General features: G+C 52.6%; 17 protein-coding genes. 11 read left to right on the top strand and 6 right to left on the bottom strand.

All coding sequences use genetic code 11. The features are described 5' to 3' along the window. Entirely contained in the window at window positions 1-930 is a 930-nt protein-coding gene (locus tag ACUTQW_RS05325) for a LysR family transcriptional regulator (RefSeq protein WP_006325301.1), read from the bottom strand. 394 nt (window positions 931-1,324) lie between these two features. Between ACUTQW_RS05325 and ACUTQW_RS05330 the strand changes: the two genes are divergently transcribed. Both ACUTQW_RS05330 and ACUTQW_RS05335 read left to right on the top strand, forming a co-directional pair. Next, the gene (locus ACUTQW_RS05330; protein WP_020439042.1) at window positions 1,325-2,041 is read left to right on the top strand and encodes an AzlC family ABC transporter permease; all 717 of its coding nucleotides are present in this window, start codon (window positions 1,325-1,327) and stop codon (window positions 2,039-2,041) included. Next, window positions 2,038-2,334, top strand: coding sequence for an AzlD family protein (locus tag ACUTQW_RS05335; protein WP_037430946.1), 297 nt, complete (start codon window positions 2,038-2,040; stop codon window positions 2,332-2,334). The genes ACUTQW_RS05330 and ACUTQW_RS05335 overlap by 4 nt, the downstream gene beginning before the upstream one ends. A gap of 101 nt (window positions 2,335-2,435) precedes the next feature. On the opposite strand, the gene ACUTQW_RS05340 is transcribed toward ACUTQW_RS05335, so the two are convergent. Both ACUTQW_RS05340 and ACUTQW_RS05345 read right to left on the bottom strand, forming a co-directional pair. Next, a complete protein-coding gene (locus tag ACUTQW_RS05340; RefSeq protein ID WP_004944506.1) occupies window positions 2,436-3,908 on the bottom strand; it encodes a pyridoxal phosphate-dependent decarboxylase family protein in 1,473 nt (490 codons plus the stop codon). A gap of 18 nt (window positions 3,909-3,926) precedes the next feature. Beyond that, window positions 3,927-5,312, bottom strand: a complete 1,386-nt coding sequence (locus tag ACUTQW_RS05345; RefSeq protein WP_004944509.1) for a diaminobutyrate--2-oxoglutarate transaminase — start codon at window positions 5,310-5,312, stop codon at window positions 3,927-3,929. 579 nt (window positions 5,313-5,891) lie between these two features. Here ACUTQW_RS05345 and ACUTQW_RS05350 point away from each other — a divergent pair. The 4 genes from ACUTQW_RS05350 (at window position 5,892) to ACUTQW_RS05365 (ending at window position 8,627) form a co-directional block, all read left to right on the top strand. Then, window positions 5,892-7,541 carry a hypothetical protein gene (locus tag ACUTQW_RS05350; RefSeq protein ID WP_231106890.1) on the top strand — a complete coding sequence of 550 codons (1,650 nt, stop codon included), beginning with the start codon at window positions 5,892-5,894 and terminating at the stop codon, window positions 7,539-7,541. Continuing rightward, window positions 7,538-7,939 (top strand): hypothetical protein, encoded by a 402-nt coding sequence (locus tag ACUTQW_RS05355; RefSeq protein ID WP_004944514.1) that lies wholly within the window; start codon window positions 7,538-7,540, stop codon window positions 7,937-7,939. Before ACUTQW_RS05350 ends, ACUTQW_RS05355 begins: the two co-directional genes overlap by 4 nt. A gap of 11 nt (window positions 7,940-7,950) precedes the next feature. Continuing rightward, the gene (locus ACUTQW_RS05360; protein ID WP_006325317.1) at window positions 7,951-8,355 is read left to right on the top strand and encodes a fucose-binding lectin II; all 405 of its coding nucleotides are present in this window, start codon (window positions 7,951-7,953) and stop codon (window positions 8,353-8,355) included. A gap of 104 nt (window positions 8,356-8,459) precedes the next feature. Further along, window positions 8,460-8,627, top strand: a complete 168-nt coding sequence (locus ACUTQW_RS05365) for a hypothetical protein (RefSeq protein ID WP_006325319.1) — start codon at window positions 8,460-8,462, stop codon at window positions 8,625-8,627. Between the two features lie 186 nt (window positions 8,628-8,813). Here ACUTQW_RS05365 and ACUTQW_RS05370 read toward each other — a convergent pair whose 3' ends face one another. After that, window positions 8,814-9,080, bottom strand: coding sequence for a hypothetical protein (locus ACUTQW_RS05370; RefSeq protein WP_006325321.1), 267 nt, complete (start codon window positions 9,078-9,080; stop codon window positions 8,814-8,816). 375 nt (window positions 9,081-9,455) lie between these two features. Here ACUTQW_RS05370 and ACUTQW_RS05375 point away from each other — a divergent pair, with 375 nt between their 5' ends. Beyond that, window positions 9,456-9,848 carry a nuclear transport factor 2 family protein gene (locus ACUTQW_RS05375; RefSeq protein ID WP_390900727.1) on the top strand — a complete coding sequence of 131 codons (393 nt, stop codon included), beginning with the start codon at window positions 9,456-9,458 and terminating at the stop codon, window positions 9,846-9,848. Between the two features lie 23 nt (window positions 9,849-9,871). On the opposite strand, the gene ACUTQW_RS05380 is transcribed toward ACUTQW_RS05375, so the two are convergent. Then, window positions 9,872-10,624, bottom strand: coding sequence for a MipA/OmpV family protein (locus tag ACUTQW_RS05380; protein WP_006325335.1), 753 nt, complete (start codon window positions 10,622-10,624; stop codon window positions 9,872-9,874). Window positions 10,625-11,021: 397 nt separating this feature from the next. On the opposite strand from ACUTQW_RS05380, the gene bamA reads away from it, so the two are divergent. Continuing rightward, window positions 11,022-13,439 (top strand): outer membrane protein assembly factor BamA, encoded by a 2,418-nt coding sequence (gene bamA, locus ACUTQW_RS05385; RefSeq protein WP_390900726.1) that lies wholly within the window; start codon window positions 11,022-11,024, stop codon window positions 13,437-13,439. 323 nt (window positions 13,440-13,762) lie between these two features. Continuing rightward, window positions 13,763-14,968, top strand: coding sequence for an aldose 1-epimerase family protein (locus ACUTQW_RS05390; protein WP_004944527.1), 1,206 nt, complete (start codon window positions 13,763-13,765; stop codon window positions 14,966-14,968). 75 nt (window positions 14,969-15,043) lie between these two features. On the opposite strand, the gene ACUTQW_RS05395 is transcribed toward ACUTQW_RS05390, so the two are convergent. Continuing rightward, window positions 15,044-15,997, bottom strand: a complete 954-nt coding sequence (locus ACUTQW_RS05395; RefSeq protein WP_004944530.1) for a LacI family DNA-binding transcriptional regulator — start codon at window positions 15,995-15,997, stop codon at window positions 15,044-15,046. A gap of 296 nt (window positions 15,998-16,293) precedes the next feature. Here ACUTQW_RS05395 and ACUTQW_RS05400 point away from each other — a divergent pair, with 296 nt between their 5' ends. Next, window positions 16,294-16,608: a PTS sugar transporter subunit IIB gene (locus ACUTQW_RS05400; protein ID WP_004944534.1), complete on the top strand. Its 315-nt coding sequence runs from the start codon at window positions 16,294-16,296 to the stop codon at window positions 16,606-16,608. A gap of 12 nt (window positions 16,609-16,620) precedes the next feature. Then, the gene (locus ACUTQW_RS05405; RefSeq protein ID WP_006325348.1) at window positions 16,621-17,949 is read left to right on the top strand and encodes a PTS cellobiose transporter subunit IIC; all 1,329 of its coding nucleotides are present in this window, start codon (window positions 16,621-16,623) and stop codon (window positions 17,947-17,949) included. Window positions 17,950-17,968: the final 19 nt, after the last annotated feature.

The following is a 17,968-nucleotide window of genomic DNA, read 5'->3' on the forward strand; positions in this document are numbered from 1 at the left end:
TCACGCCGGTGCCTGCCGCCGGCAGACGCTCAACACCAATTGCCGCAGCCAACGGTGGGCCGGATCCACTTCGGAGCGCGGATGCCACATTTGCGAAACGGTAATGCTCTGGGTTTTTACCGGCAGTTCAAAAGCGAAAAGTGCGGCGACAACCCCGTTCCCACTAACGGTGGGTTGATTGATAAGAAAAGAGGCGGGCACCAGCGCCACCAGGTCAGACGCCTGAGCCACCGCCAGCGCGGCGGGAAAACTCGGCACCACGGCGGCGATGTTCCGCTCCAGCCCCAACTCCGCCAGCGCCTGGTCCACCGGCCCGGCTACCCGCCCGCTGCGCGAGGCGACAACGTGCCCGCAGGCAACATAGCGCTCAAGGGTAACGTCAGGCTGTAGCGCCAGCGGATGTCCCTTCCTTGCCACCCCCACGAACCTGTCCCTGAATAGCGCCTGCAGGCGAATTTCCGGCCCCATGGCACCCAACACACCGATCTCGAGATCAACCAGGCCTTCTCGCAAAGGCTTTGAGGTTTTCTCGGGTTTTGGCGCAAAGCGCAGGCGCACTAAAGGGGCCGCCGCCGCTGCCGCCGCGATAAGCGCAGGGCCAAAAGCTTCCACAAAGCCGTCGTTGGTGCGCAGGATAAAGGTACGTTCCAGCGTGGCCGGATCCAGCTCCGCTGAGGAAGGGCGAAGCACGGCGCGTGCCTCAAAAACGGTATTTTGCGTACGCTCGCGTATCTCTTCGGCATAAGGTGTCAGCACCATATTGCGCCCGGCGCGCACCAGTAAAGGATCGCCGGTTGCCGTGCGCAAGCGGCTGAGCGTGCGGCTCATGGCAGAGGCGCTTAACCCAAGACGCCGCGCCGCGCCGGCCACGCTGCCTTCGGCCAGTAACACGTCGAGGGCAATGAGCAGGTTGAGATCGGGATCAGTCATCATGCTTCGTATCCTGAACCAAAGAAAAAGGGAGAAGGCGTTCTGTGCAGGTTATCAATGCCAATGCTGCGTCTTCCGCCTTCTATTATATCCTACGCCAAGACCGCTTCCGTCTGTCGGATATACATTATTCGGCAGACAAATATTGCCGTTTGAGGTTATCGTATTGGCGGCCCAAAATGCTCAATTTTGTTTTTATATCAGTACCGTAAACGCGGGGGGCCGCAGCAACGCCGATCATCTTGGATACTGCGCCCCCTCCGACAGGGTTCAAGGCTCAGAGGCCAGCCGATGTTCACGAACTTGGTTGGCGTCGCGATTATGACGTAATTGTATCGCCTTAACGCCTTACCTTAAGGTGGGGAAACCGAAGGATATTTGAAGGCATTATGTGATGGATAATTATTCTCGCAGTAATTCGTTTACACAGGGAGTGAAAGATGGAATCCCCTTGCTGCTCGCCATTGCGCCTTACGCTCTGGTTTTAGGCGCTCAGGCATCAAAGGCCGGTCTTGCCACGCCAGAGCTTGGCCTGATGACTGCGCTGAACTTTGCCGGTGGCTCGGAGTTTGCGGCCATCCAGCTCTGGCAGGAACCGCTGCCGGTACTGACCATCATCTTGCTGACATTTTTGATCAACAGCAGGCATATCATTATGGGAGCGGCTCTGACGCCTTACCTCAAGCATCTTCCTCGTCGTAAAGTGCTGCCGGCACTCTTCCTGATGGCTGATGAGGGCTGGGCGGTGGCCTATTCTAAAACCCTGAAGAATGCCGCCATCATGCCGGCGGATAAGAGCCTCTCCATGCCTTACTTCCTCGGGGCTTGTTTCCCTTTTTATCCCGTTTGGGTGGGATTTTCGGTGCTGGGGTGCCTGGTTGGCCCAATATTGGGAAATGTAGAAGAGTATGGTTTCGCGATGGCTTTTCCCGCCACGTTTATTGTCCTTCTTCGGGGAATGTGGAAGGGATATCGGGCTGCCCGCCCCTGGTTGGTCAGCCTGGCGGTTGCCGCGGCGGTGTATCTTGTCATTCCGGGCCATGCCTACGTGCTTGCAGGAACGTTCAGCGGGTTATTGGCGGCATGGTTCTGGGGAGATAAAAATCAATGAGCTGGGCTGCCTGTTTAACCATCGCCGGGATGGCGTTAGTGACCTATCTGAGCCGGATACTGGGGTATCTTGTCTTGAGAAATCGCCACCTCAGCCCCCGCGCAAGAAGCGTCATGGAAAGTGCGCCCGGATGCGTAATGGTGTCAGCCATCTCACCTTACTTTGTGTCGTCCAATCCGGCAGAAATCATCGCCATGTTTATCGCGATAGGCTGCGCTATTCGGTTTTCGATGCTGCCGACGCTGATTATTTCCATAGCCTCACTGGGCATGCTGCAGATAGTGCTTAACTGATGGTCAGGTGTCTCGGGCCATCGTCGAGGGGAGATACCTTCTGCGAGCGCAATAAAAAAGCCGATAGCAGAATGCTATCGGCTTTTAACGGCAAACCGGGTTTAAGCGGTCGGCAATTGCTGTGCAGTGGTTTCCACCAGCGCCAGCAACACTTTAATGTCTTCCAGGCTGACGGTCGGGTTCAGTAACGTCATTTTCAGGCAGGTGACGCCATCAAACTCGGTAACGCCCACGTTGGCGCGGCCCGATTCCAGCAGAGCATCGCCAATCCGTTGGTTGAGCAATGCAATCGCCGCATCGCCGCTCGCCGCCAACTGTGGCGGGAGGTAACGGAACAGGACGCTGGCCAACTGCGGCTGCATAACCAGTTCCAGCGACGGTTGATCGCCGATGTAGTGCGCAACCTGCTGCGCCAGCGTAACGCCGTGATCGATGATCTCCGCGTACTGCTTTTGCCCCAGCGCTTCCAGACCCATCCACAGTTTCAACGCATCGAAACGGCGGGTGGTTTGCAGCGATTTGGACACCAGGTTCGGCACGCCTTGCGCTTCGTCGAACTCGGAGTTCAGGTAGGCCGCCTGATAGCGCATCAGCTCATAGTGACGGGCTTCTTTCAACAAGAAGGCGCCGCAACTGATGGTCTGGAAGAATTGCTTATGGAAGTCCAACGTAATGGAATCCACCAATTCAATGCCATCCAGATAATCGCGGTATTTCTCCGACAGCAACAATGCACCGCCCCAGGCTGCATCGACATGCACCCAGATCTGGTGTTTCGCCGCCAACTGCGCGATAGCGCGCAGGGGATCAATAGCGCCGGCATCCGTGGTGCCTGCGGTCGCTACAATCGCCAGGATCTGCTCGCCATTGGCTTCGGCCTGCGCCACTTTTTCGGCTAAATCGTTCAGGTCCATACGCGCGAACCGATCGGTTTTCACCAGCGTGACGGATTGATAACCCAGACCCAGCAACGCCATGTTCTTTTGCACCGAGAAGTGGGCGTTTTCAGAACATAAGACTTTAATCTTTTTCAGGTTGCCGACCAGGCCATCCTGCTGGATAGAGTGCCCCTGGCGCGCAAAGAAGGCATCGCGCGCCAACATCAGGCCCATCAGGTTGCTCTGGGTACCGCCGCTGGTGAACACCCCGGCATCGCCAGGCTGGTAACCCACCTGGGTGCGCAACCATTCGATCAATTTCATCTCGATGATGGTGGCGGATGGGCTTTGATCCCAGGAGTCCATGCTTTGGTTGGTGGCGTTAATCAAGACCTCAGCGGCCTGGCTGACCACCAGGCTTGGGCAATGTAAATGCGCCACGCACTGCGGGTGGTGAACCGACAGGCTGTCTTTTAAAAAGTACTCAATCGCGCGTTCAATCGCGGCCTGGTTGCCCAGGCCCTGTGGATTGAAATCGAGCGTAATGCGTTCACGCAGTTCGGCAACGGTTTTCCCCTGATACATCTCAGGTTGTTGCAGCCACTGCACAACGGCCTGGCTACTCTGTGCAATCGCTTGCTGGTATGCCTCGGTGCTTTGCGCCGAGGCCGCCAGAATCGGGTTTAACTTGGACATCGCGGTCATTCACTCCACTCAGACGGGTTTGACGCCGGCCGCTAACAGGGCTTGTTCAAATTTATCCAGGAAAATACCCAACTCATCGTTGGTGATCAGCAGGGAAGGCAGCAGGCGCAGTACGCAACCATTGCGGCCACCGCGCTCCAGAATCAGCCCGGCTTCAAAGCATTTTTTCTGCAGCAATGCGGATAATTGGCCATCGGCAGGGTAGCAACCCATATGATCTTGCGCTTCGCCAGGTTTGACGATCTCAATACCAATCATCAAGCCCAGGCCACGCACGTGACCTATCACCGGATAACGCTTTTGCAGTTCGGCCAGTTTGGCTTTCAGCCATTCGCCCTGGGCTGCCACTTTTTCGGCAATCTGGTTGTCTTTAAGGTGCTGCAGGGTGGTCAGGCCGGTAGCCATCGCCAATTGGTTGCCGCGGAAGGTACCGGTATGGTGGCCAGGCTCCCAGGCGTCAAACTGCTTCTTGATGGCCAGTACGGCCAATGGCAAACCGCCGCCTACGGCTTTGGACATCACGATGATGTCCGGCTCAATGCCTGCGTGCTCAAAGGCGAAGAATTTGCCCGTACGCGCAAAGCCGGCCTGAACTTCATCGATGATCAGCAAAATGCCGTGTTCCTGAGTGACTTTGCGAATGCGCTGCAACCACTCGGCCGGCGCCGGGTTAACGCCGCCTTCACCCTGAACGGCTTCCAGAATGACGGCCGCAGGTTTACGTACGCCGCTTTCGACGTCATTGATCAGGTTTTCGAAATAGTAGGTCAATGCCTTGACGCCAGCCTCGCCGCCAATGCCCAGCGGGCAGCGGTACAGGTGCGGGTAAGGCATAAACTGGACTTCCGGCATCATGCCGTTGATGGCTTCTTTCGGTGACAGGTTACCCGTTACCGCCAGCGCACCATGGGTCATGCCATGATAGCCGCCGGAGAAGCTGATCACGCCGGAGCGGCCAGTGTGTTTTTTTGCCAGTTTCAATGCGGCTTCAACGGCGTCTGCGCCGGAAGGGCCGGTGAACTGCAGGCAATACTCTTTACCCTGGCCGGGTAACAAGGAGAGCAGATATTCGGAGAAACGATCTTTCAACGGCGTTGTCAGATCGAGAGTATGTAACGGCAAGCCGCTGGTAATGACATCTTGGATGCTTTTCAGCATGTCAGGGTGGTTGTGCCCAAGCGCCAAGGTTCCGGCGCCAGCTAGGCAGTCAAGATACTGATTATTCTCAACGTCTGTGATCCACACGCCCTCTGCTTTGGCAATGGCCAGTGGCAATTTGCGCGGATAACTCCTGACATTCGATTCAAATTCGGCCTGTCTCGCCAAATAGGTTTCATTGTTTCCGTTTAATGAATTCGCAACTAAAGTGTCAATACGGACTTTATCCGTCATCATATCTCTCCTACAACCGGGGGTATCAAAACGCCCTGGTTGAATTAATTGAATTTAAAAGTAAACCCGGTAAAAAATCGCGTACAATATATGGCTTTTTAGCCTGGGACTCAATAGCTTATTTCCCTTTGATTTTACTGATTTTTTTTAGCTTCAATCAATATGTTGCTGTTTTTATGACCGTTCATGGCTCCCCCGGGGTTGCACCTGCCGGCTAAAATGTTTGCTGACAACATTTAGACACGTTTTTTGTGTGGCGATAGACTGACCGACGGGGGATGGCTCGTCCGCCAGGCCGCGCCAGTCGCGACCTTAAGCAGAGGCGGTACGTGAATCAATAAATATCGAATAATTGCGGCCGTATTTTATTATCATGGTGAGTATGTACTCGGATGAATACCTAATTTTTATTTGAGGATCTTTGCAGGGAATTACCCCTGATGCTATATTAAAAAAGATTCACGACCCCAATGTTTTATCGAGCATTCACATTTAAAGTCATTTCAATAAATATAAAGATCACGCTAATAGAGTTAAACATAAAAACATTAGCTTTCAGAGTGACTTTTATTTTTCTGCCGCATGCCGCCACGGAATAATTACGCCTTTTATTTTTCCTCGAAAAACAGGAGGCGCCGTTGTTTATTGTTTTTATGCGAGGCTTCTATGAACTTAATTTATCGGGCGTTATTCTACGCCTTTGCAGTGATGCTGTCCTTTTTTAGCAGCACTGCGGTTGTTGCGGGCCAGCTAATATTGAAAAACACCTCTTTATCGCCCATTACTTGCACGGTTGACGGCTGGACGGTCTCTTCAGGCAGCAGTTTCGATTGGTTCATTAAGGTGCAGCCGGGGCAGTCATTCTTTGTCGGACAGAACACCAGCAGGCCGAAAGACCCGGTAATTAATTGGGCAAAGTGCAATAACTTGCAAACCCGCGCGATGACCATAACGCCCAGCGGCCCCAATCAAACGCTGGTGCTGAACGGGCAACAAACGCAAGTATTGAACGTCTCGCTTTATCCTTTTCTTCCTACGCTGCCCACGGATAACTTCGAAAATTTGGTCGCCTATATTGTGCAGACTTATCAGTCGCAGCACCCGCAGGTGTTACTCAATGCAGTGCTGAATCCGCAGGTGAATATTTACAGTTTTACCGAGTTGCCGGTCCTGTTGGGTAATGATGGATTTGACGTGATAGAGCTTGATGTCCTTTATCTGGGTTTCCTGGCGGATAATCATCTGATCAACCCCGCCCAGATTACCGGCGAAGCGCCCTGGGCCGTGGCGCTGGCGGGGGCGACTTACCAAGGCCAGTTATGGGCGATCCCCAGTTGGCTCTGCATGGACTTTTTCTACGCGTTCGATCAGGCGATTCAGCAGCAGAAAACCTTGTCGAAAATGCTGAATTATTTGAATACCCGAACGTCGTCAGTCGCCAAAATGGCAGGCAGCTTTAATGGCAGTTGGGCTATTCCTTCTGATTATATCAACGCTTATGTGCAGACCTATGGTTACGGTGCGTTGCAACAGGCGATGCAAATGCCGCCTGATAACGGCGTTGTCCATCAATTGGTTTCACTGTCTGATACCTGCAGCTTTAACGGGGTCAACAAGTGCACCAATAACACCTACCATAACGCCCCGAATGGCGGTGCCGAGCAGGTGTTCGCCTCCGGGCAGGCCAGTACCGACATGGGCTTTTCCGAGCAGTCTTTCTACGTGAATCTCTATTCGTCGGCGCAAAAACCGCTGTATGTCGTGCCTACCCCTTGGGGAGAACACCCCCAACCGCTGTTATTTGAAGACGCTTTTGTTTCCAGCGCCGCGACGTGCAAGCCGGGCAGCCAATGTGCGGCCAATGCGCAAGCGTTCACCACGTTAATGACCGGGACGGCGATGAAAAATTATATCGTGCAGTCCAAAGATCTGCCCGCCGGTACGCCGTGGCGGACGTTGTTGGTGGCCACTCAGCAATTCTGGCAACAGTCGATCATTGCCAATAACAGTTATTACCAACAGTTATCGCCGATATTTATGACGGCAAAGGCGTTTCCTAACAACTTTACCCCGCAAAGCCAGGTTGCTATGGCCAATGGCATTTGCAATGCCCTAAAACAGCAGCAGCCTAATTTTGTTTGTAAAAGCAATAATAGCACCAGCTTGTTAGCCCCATCTCACGGCAGTTCCATCATCAACCCAGGCAGCACTGATAGCAGGAGAGGTTTATGAGTATTGGACCCGTTTCCGGTAATGGCATCACCATCACCTTACCCGTAGGCAAAACGCTATTTTGGACCGCCAATGTCCAGGCATCGTACTCACAATATGTTCTGGTTCGCGACTCGACGAATCAGGTGGTTATTGAGAGCAAAGGTGCATCGACAGGCGGGCATTCGCCGACCCAAATTGGCCAGGGCTCGTTTGTTACCGCAGGCAGCGGGGTTTATACCGTTTTCATTGGCTATAACAATGGCCAGTCCTGGTCCCAGGTTATGTGGGATGAAATCGCGTTAAATATCGGCAGCCAGATTTACTCCAGTTGTTTCAATTTCATTAGTGAAGACGGCGCGGATCAGGATTTCAATGATACCTGCCTGACACTGACCTGGTTTAACAGCATCGGTTGAGGAGCAAAGACATGGCAATTGGACCCGTAAATGGCAATGGTATTGCCATCAATATTCCCTCCGGAAAAATAGTTTTTTGGTCTGCTCTGGTTCAAAGCTCGGCAAACCAGTTTATTCAGCTGAAAGACAGCAGTTCAAACGTGGTCTTCACTACGCAGGGGGCCAGCTCCAGCGGCGGCACACCTACGCAGATAGGCGAGGGGTTCTTCCAGGCTGCGGATGCCTCCGGGTATTACACCATCTGGATCGGCACCAATAGCGGGCAACGCTATTCGCAGGTGATCTGGTCGCAGGATGTGATTACCAGCGGCGCAACGGTCTATTTTGGCAAATACATTTTTGCCAGCGAAGACTACACCGACAATGATTACAACGATTCATTGCTACAGCTGCAGTGGTTCCAGTTCGTGGGTTAAGCCCCCGACCAAAAGGCCGATCGAGCCGAGCGGGACAAAGCCGCTTGGCTCGAAAAGATCCTCGCACCAATAACAAATCTGACGACACATTGATGGAGGTAGTTATGAAGGCACTAGCAGGCAAAAATCAAATGTCTTATGGCGGAGATGGTGGGTCTTTCAACGCCGTCCAGGATACCGGCGGTCAACAGGTGGTGATCAAAAGCGGCAGCAAAATCGATTCCATACAAATTGGCAATAACAAATATGGCGGTGGGGCACCATCAGGCTGATTTCTTGTTCCTCCGGGAAATGGATGGGCTTGGAAAACATGTCGGAAACCATCGCCAGTACGCTCAATCGGCCGCTGGAGGCCTATACCTACCGTCGCCATTAGCATTGCTGAGGTAGTCAATGGCACAGTGACGCCTGTCAGTAGTTATCGGCCTGTGTAGAAGCTGCTTTGAAATGGCTGATTTTTAACTAAAAAAATAAATCAATGCGATAATAACCACGCAGGCAGAGCATATAAATACGTTACCAGAAAATTCACTTAATGAATTAAAAAAATCCTCATTATTTTCATTTAAATTATTAATGGCTTCTTTTTCATTTTCAGCTTCTACTTCGACATGATGCTTTCTGAACCCTTTACTCTTCATCTCTTTAATTAATGTATGTGTAATTGATTCTTTTTTAATTGCTTTTGAGTCATCATTTTTTATAAAAACAACATATTTACTCATAATTCCTCCATGAAAACACAAAGTTTTACGTCTGTGTTTTGAACCATTAATTAACGGTCATTCCGAACTCTCTTGGCCCAGTGCCATTCACCCAGAAACCACTAAACACCACTGAAGATACTATCCATATACGGCATGTGAAAAATGCTAAACTCAATTAAATTGCGAACTTCGTCACAAAATATAAAAACAAGTATTTCCACTGACTGAAAGTTTGGGATGAATTGGTTCTTTGGTAAATACGTCGAATTGGGGGGAAAAGAAGACAACGAGTCATCGGCAAAAAAAGTGACGATGTCACTACTGCGTCGAGTAAATGAACCTGAAGTACCCACAGGTGTGAGCAAAAAGGAGCGTGTTTTGACCGTTTCAACCATGATCCCAACGCTGGAGATGCAACTGCATCAGCCGGCGACGCGTAACAACAGCAAGATTGTCAGTGAATTGCTGCATGACGATTTTGAAGAGATAGGCCGCTCGGGGCGGCATTATGATAAGCGGCAAACCGTTGCGGCGCTGGAGCAAGAAATCGGTCGGCCAGTGATCCATGCCGAAGATTTCAAGCTGGCCATGATGACGGAGGGCGTGGCGTTGCTGACGTACAAAAGCTTTCAGCGTGATGCCGCAGGAAATATTACGAGGCTCACGTTGCGTTCGTCTGTCTGGGTGTTATCGGAGCATCAGACAGGCGAGCGTTGGCAGTTGCGTTTTCATCAGGGCACGCCGGCAACGGAGTCATTGCTCATTAAACACTCACGCCCCCAATAAAAAGAAATCAGGCACTATCCGCGTCAGAACGAGTAATTAACGCCAAACGAGAGCGAGCCGGTACTTGATTTATCCACCATCGGGCTGTCTTTAACGGTGTTTGGCAGCGATTCGTAGCGTGCAGAGACAAATGTATCCCAGCTTTTATTAATGTGGTAGTGCACGGCCAATTCCAGGTAAGGGGTAAAACTGTCGTCCGGGGTATAACTGGCCAGTCCGCTTCGGCGCGATTCGCCGGCGTTGATGCCATAGTAATATTTATTTTGGTTTTTGCTGTCCCACCTAACGCCGGCTGTCGGGGTGATTTCCCAGTCATTCAGGTGGATGGGGTACAGATAGGCCAGATCGCCCACCAGGCCGTTGCTATTGTTCAACACGTCTGCGGAAAGTGCCGTGCGAATGGCCCCCCAGGCGGCGCGATGGGTGTACTCAACGCCGGCCATGGCGGTCGAACGGCGCTTGTTCAGCCGCTTCATTTGCTCATCGTCACTGTCGCCGGGTTTGAAATGCAACGGCGAATAATAACCCATCACATCCACTTGATTCTGTTCGTCTTTCCACAGGTGATAGCCTCCTTTTAACCCGTGCAGATAAAAGTCTTCACCCTCATACCCAATGAGCGGCAGTGTGGTCAGGGTATTGTCCGTATCACGATAGGGGCTGATGCCGCCTCCCGCAGCCGCGCCAAGCGACCATTCACCGGCGAACGCGCCTGAGGCATAGAAAAGAGGAAGAATCAAAAGCACGCGGCATTTCATTACGGGATAAAGGCTCATAAGGTCTACCTGAATATCAATATCCACGGAGTGTGGTACCCAGGGAATCTATAGCAACCAAGGCATAAAAAACTTACATTTCCATTTTTTTTACGCGAGCTTGATTATTTTATTACAAAGGTTCATCCCTTACCGCCGCGGCCATTTTTCGGTTTTCATTCCCCAGGCGATTGGCGAAAGAGTTTAAGAGTGTCAGGTTTGTGAAAATAATGCGAAAGGCCGGGAACCTGCTTTGAATTATTTATAAGGCGAGCGGTCAGTGGGATATCTCTTTAAATGACAGTGCCGAGAATAATATGCCGATAAAAACGGATGTTCCGCATGGCCCCGGTAAAGGTTTTCCCACATTTATAAAGTTGACGCAGTATTTATGAACACTCGAGACACGCCAATCAAGATGAAGAAATCAATTGTTGCGATGCTATTCCTTAACAGCCTGTCGGCCTATGCCGCAGACGGGTTCCTGGTGAAAGATATCCACTTTGAAGGGCTCCAGCGCGTTGCGCCAGGCGCCGCTTTGCTGAGTATGCCGGTACGCGTTGGCGATACGCTGTCTGACGAAGATATCAGCAATACTATCCGCGCGTTGTTCACCACCGGGAACTTCGACGATGTGCAGGTTCTGCGTGACGATCATGTCCTGATTATTAAAGTCAAAGAGCGGCCGACGATTGCCGGTATCTCTTTCTCCGGCAACAAAACGGTGAAAGACGACATGCTAAAGCAAAACCTTGAGTCTTCTGGGGTGCGCGTGGGCGAGGCGCTGGATCGCACCACGCTGTCTTCTATCGAACAAGGTATGGAGGATTTTTACTACAGCGTGGGTAAATACAGCGCTCGCGTAAAAGCGGTGATCACGCCATTGCCGCGTAACCGCATCGATCTGAAGCTGGTGTTCACCGAAGGGGTGTCGGCCAAAATCCAGCAGATCAATGTGATCGGCAATCAGGCCTTTCGCACGGACGAACTGCTCGCCAATCTGCAACTGCGCGATGACGTGCCCTGGTGGAACCTGGCGAGCGATCGCAAGTACCAGAAACAGAAATTGGCCGGCGATCTTGAAACCTTGCGCAGTTTTTACCTCGACCGAGGTTACGCAAACTTCAAAATCGACTCAACCCAGGTGAGCCTGACCCCGGACAAAAAAGGGATTTACATCACCATCAACCTTAACGAAGGCAGTCAGTACCTGCTGTCTGGCGTGGTATTGAATGGCAATATGGCAGGGCACTTGCCGCAGATTGCGGCCTTGACGAATATCCAGCCGGGCGAATTGTACAACGGCGCAAAAATCACGCGCATGGAAAATGACATCAAACAGCTGCTGGGGCGTTACGGCTACGCTTTCCCGCTGGTAGGGATAGAGCCTGAAATCAATCAGAAAGCCAAGACGGTAAAACTGCACGTCAATGTCGATGCCGGCAAGCGTTACTCGGTGCGCAGGATCCGTTTTGAAGGCAACGGCACGTCGAAAGATTCCGTTTTGCGGCGCGAGATGCGGCAAATGGAGGGGGCGTGGTTAGGTAACGATCAGGTAGAACAGGGCAAGCAACGCCTGAATCGCACCGGCTTCTTCGAAACGGTGGAGACGGAGACCCAGCGAGTGCCGGGATCACCGGATCAGGTCGATATTGTCTATAAGGTTAAAGAGCGCAATACGGGGACCTTTAACTTTGGGCTCGGTTACGGCACGGATAGCGGGGCCAGTTTTCAAGTGGGCGTCAGCCAGGACAACTGGCTGGGCAGCGGGAATACCGTCGGTTTTAATGGCACCAAAAGCGACTCCCAGACCTATATCGAATTGTCGATGACTGACCCTTATTTCACGGTGGACGGCGTAAGTTTAGGCGGGAAGATCTCTTATAACGACTACGACGCGGAAGATGACGATCTCTCCGAATACACCATGAAAAGCCTGGGCATCGGCGGCAACCTTGGCTTCCCGATCGGCGAAAACAGTTCGCTTGGCCTTGGCCTCGACTATGCCAATACCCGCCTGAGCGGGATGGCGCCGCAGGTGGCCATGTGGCGCTACCTCAATTCGGTCAATGTAAACCCCGGCATCACCACGCAAGACAACGATAACGATGCCCGTTTCACGGCCAATGATTTCTTTACGAGCGTGGGGTGGAATTACAATACCCTTGACCGCGGTTTCTTCCCGACCGACGGGACCAGCGCCAGCCTGAACGCCAAGATTACCGTGCCGGGGTCGACCAACAGTTACTACAAGGTGACGTTCAGCGCCAATCAGTATCTGCCGTTGAGCAGCGATAATAAATGGATCGTGATGGGGCGCACCAAAGCCGGCTATGCCGATGGTTTCGGCGGCCATGAGGTGCCGTTCTACGATAACTTTAATGCCGGCGGTTCCAGTAGCGTACGGGGTTTTTCTTCCAACAGTATCGGCCCTAAAGCGGCTTATTATCATTGCAGCGGCTCGGAGAGTGCCTACAGCGACTGCCCGGTCGACAAATCCGATGATGCCGTGGGCGGTAACGCCATGGCTATTGCCAGTACCGAGTTGATATTCCCGACGCCGTTCATTAATGACCGCTATGCCAATTCATTGCGCACGTCGCTGTTTGTCGATGCTGGTACGGTCTGGGATACCCATTGGCAGAATACCTCGCAAACGCTCGCGGCAGGGATCCCGGACTACGGTGATCCGAGCAACGTCCGCGTTTCGGCCGGTATCGCATTGCAATGGCAATCGCCGCTGGGGCCGTTGTCCTTCTCCTATGCGTTCCCGATCAAAAAGTACGAAGGGGACAAGGCAGAGCAATTCCAGTTCAACATCGGTAAAACCTGGTAATCCCAAGGCAAAGCCTGCAAATTTCATGTGGGTTTTATTTTCTGGTAATGGATTGATAATGAATAATAAAAACCAACCAACGGATAAAGGATTTTTTTGCTGACACCTTACAGCAAACCCGTGCCTTTACCGTGCTAAACATCAATTAATTTCGTGATTGCTCATCATTTATTGCAGCGTAAAGGTGATTTTGTCCGCATTATTTTTCATTGTTATTCCGTTGTTATCGGAAAGGTGACTCAACTCTCTTTTTAATTGGCTGCCGAGATCTATTTTTTCATTGTTTTAGCTAAAACCTTTCAGCTAACGTTAAGGACAGCACCATGAAAAAGTTAATTACACTTTCGGCGGTTATCTCTTTGATTTCATGCGCAGTAAACGCGCAGACCATTGTATTGACCGACACGGAAAAAGGCATTGAACAGGGCAATTGGCAGACCGACAGCCAAAAGCTGAACATCACAGGGGCAGGCTTCAGCTTACAGCAACAGGTGCTGCACGGCGGAAAACAGGAAGGCTCCAAGGTGATCACCTTAAGCAGTGCCGGCCTGACGATTGCTCTGAGCCCGACACGCGGCATGAACATTCTGAATGTGAAGGGGTCCGACGTCCGGCTGGGCTGGGACTCACCGGTCACCGAGGTGGTCAACCCGGCTTATATCAATCTGGACAGCCGCAATGGGTTAGGATGGTTGGACGGGTTTAATGAAATGATGGTGCGCTGCGGCTTTGAATGGACCGGGCACCCTGGCGTCGACAACGGCACGCTTTACACGCTGCATGGCCGCGCCGGCAACACGCCGGCCTCCAAAGTGGTGATCGAGATCGCCGAAAAAGCCCCGTACGAAGTCCGCATTCGCGGGTTGCTGAAAGAAAATACCTTCAAGAAAAGCAACCTGGAAACCTGGACCGAACTGCGCTATATCCCCGGTACACAATCGTTTTCAATCCACGATCGCGTGACTAATCGCGCCGATTACCCACGGGATTACGAAATCATTTACCACAGCAACTTCGGCAAACCGTTACTGGAAGAAGGTGCGGTATTCAGCGCCCCGATCAAGCAAATTTCGCCTTTTAACGACTACGCCAAAGCCGGCCTGAAAGACTGGGCAACTTACCAGGGCCCGACCAAAGGTTTTGATGAAATGGTGTTCAACATCCTGCCTTATGCGGATGCGCAAGGCAAAACGCTCGCCATGCTGCACAACCGGCGCGGGGATCGCGGCGTGGCGATAGGTTTTGATACCCACCAACTGCCGCTGCTGACATTGTGGAAGAATACGGATACCGAACGCCAGGGGTACGTCACCGGCATCGAACCGGGGACCAACTATGCCTATCCGGTGAAAATCGAACGGGAACAAGGGCGTATCAAACAGCTGCAGCCTGGCCAAAGTACCGACTTCGAGCTGACCTATACCTTGCTGAAAGATGCTGAACAGGTGAAAGTGTACCAGGACAAGATCAAGACGCTGCAGGGGAGCAATCAGCCCAAACTGGTTGAGACGCCTATCGCAGTAGAGTAGTCGTCAGCAGGAACCGTACCGATCTCGGGCCAACTTTGTTGGCCCGTTTTGTTTTCTTGCGGCGCCGCTCATCGCTTAACGCTTGTGTCTGTCCGGGATAATCAAATCTCCGCGCAGCACGCAGGCGCCGAGCATATCCCGGGTTTTTTCCGTCAACCAACTGACGATACGCGCCGCCATGGCATCCATGGAATATTCGATGGACGGGATCGCCGGAATGCCCGGCAAATGCAGCGAACCGGCCAGGCTAAAGACCATGATGTCGTCCGGTACGGATTTATTGAACGCCTGTAGCTGGGTAATCACTCGCTGCGCCTCCTGCTCGTCCGCCACCAGCAGCGCGTTGAAATTGAGCGTGGTGGCGTTATTGAGCAGCACCTGTACCGCAACGGAAGAGGTGGTCGAATCCATAAACACCAGGTTGCGATTGAACGGCAAAAAGTTGTTTTCCAGCGCAAGCTTATAACCCAGCAACACCTGATCGGCACAGCCGCCGGCATCCGGCTGGATCAAGGCTATTTGGCGTCTGCCCTGGCTAATCAGATAATTGCAGGCGCTTTCGGCGGCGAAAGCGTGGTCGAACTGAATGCTGTTAGGCGTGTCGGCCTCAACGCAATCGACCAGGATCACGTTGTCATGCGGGATGTTGAGCGGGAAACGGGCGCCGATAATCAGCACGTCGTCGCACAACCCGCAGGTGAGTTCGTCCAGCGCGTTCATCACGCCCGCTTTGGTATTGGCGAAACGCAGCAGCAGATGCTTTTGATGCTGGCTGAGCTGTTTTTCCAGCGCATAAAGATAACCTGTGGTTTGGTTAATGTTCTCCTGCGCGCAGATAACCCCGATGCAGCCCGTCGATTGGCTAAGCAATGATTGCGCTATGACGTTGGGCCGGTAATTGAGCTCTTCCGCCGCCTGCAATACCGCGAGACGGCTGGCTTCCTTAACGCCGCGCGATCCACTCAACACCCGCGAGACTGTGGCTTTTGACACCCCAGCTAAACGTGATACATCGTTGATTGTTGACATCTTTATCTCCTGACAGACCAAGCTGCAGCCTGTAAAAACCCATCCGGTAATGGCTCACATTATCGCCGCCAGCAGTATAACCGTTTTCCTTTTTTCATGGAAACCGATTTTCCACACCATGTCAAAACACCTCAAAACAAGACAAAAATATGTGATGGCAATCCAATAAAAATCCCTTGTGGCGGCTAGATTATGATGAGTATCACACTTCCACTCTCACTCGATGGAAAACGGTTTCCGTATGATATCCAATCACTCCCGCATTCAGGTTATTTACCCGTTGAGGAAGGTTGTCGATGTACAAAATCATGCTGTGTTGTTCCGCTGGGATGTCTACCAGCCTGCTGGTCAGGAAAATGGTGGAGGCGGCGAATGAAAGGGGGTTGCCGGTCGAGATCGACGCCTATGGGGTAGCCGAGTTCGATACGCAGTTTCCACGCTATCAGGTGGTGCTGCTGGGGCCGCAGGTAAAATATATGCTTAAAACACTGTCAGAAAAGGCTGCCGTCCAAGGCATACCCGTTCAGCCCATTGATCCGATGGACTACGGCATGCAGCGCGGTGAGAAGGTACTGGACTATGCTCTGTCGCTGATCGCAGCGGCGCACTAAAAAGGTGTTCCTATGAGTTCGTTATATCAGTCAATGATTGCCGTCATCGAGCAATCCATCACCCCGTTGGCTGGCCGCCTGGGGCAGCAGAAATATGTCATCGCCATCCGCGATGGCTTTACCGCCGCGTTGCCGTTTATGATTATTGGCTCGTTCATGCTGGTCTTCATCTTTCCGCCGTTCTCCGCAGATACCACGAACAGTTTTGCGCGTGGCTGGCTGGATTTTTCGCAGACTTACCGTGCGCAACTGATGTTGCCGTTCAACCTGAGCATGGGAGTGATGACTTTCTTCATCTCCGTGGGGATTGGCGCCAGCCTCGGGCGGCAGTTTAATCTCGACCCCGTGATGTCCGGCTTGCTGGCATTTATGGCCTTTTTGCTGGTGGCGGCCCCTTATGCCGACGGCAAAATATCCACCCAGTATCTCTCCGGGCAGGGGATTTTCACCGCCCTGATCACCGCCATTTACTCAACCCGCGTTTACGCCTGGCTCAAGCAGAACAACGTCACTATTCGGTTGCCGAAAGAGGTGCCTACCGGGGTGGCGCGTTCGTTTGAGATCCTGATCCCGGTCCTGGTGGTGATTGGTACGCTGCATCCGCTGAATCTGTTTATCGAAGCGCAAACCGGCATGATCCTGCCGCAGGCGATTATGCATCTGCTGGAGCCGCTGGTGTCCGCCTCGGATTCGCTGCCTGCCATTTTGCTGTCGGTATTGCTGTGCCAGATTTTCTGGTTCGCCGGTATCCACGGTGCGCTGATCGTCACCGGCATCATGAACCCGTTCTGGATGGCGAACTTGTCGGTCAATCAGGCGGCGCTGGCGGCGGGGACGGCATTGCCACACGTTTATTTGCAAGGTTTCTGGGATCACTATTTGCTGATTGGCGGCGTCGGCTCGACCTTACCGCTGGCTTTCCTGCTGTTGCGCAGCCGCGTTGCGCACCTGCGCACCATCGGCAAAATGGGCGTGGTTCCGAGCTTCTTTAACATCAATGAACCGATCCTGTTTGGTGCGCCGATCATCATGAACCCGATGTTGTTCATTCCGTTCGTCTGCGTTCCCATGGTCAACGCCGTACTGGCCTATACCGCGACGCGTTTGGGATGGCTGGCGCAGGTGGTCTCGCTCACGCCGTGGACCACGCCGGCACCCATCGGCGCCTCCTGGGCGGCGAACTGGGCGTTCAGCCCGGTAGTGATGTGCGTTATCTGTATGGTGATGTCCGCCCTGATGTACTTGCCGTTCCTGCGTGCCTACGAGCGCTCTTTAATGAAAACCGAAGAGCAAAAAGCGCAGAGTGGTGCACCGCTGGCCGGAACTGTCAGCAGCAACTGATATTTAATGGAGAAGCGAA

This window comes from Serratia sp. TSA_7, assembly GCF_052692135.1.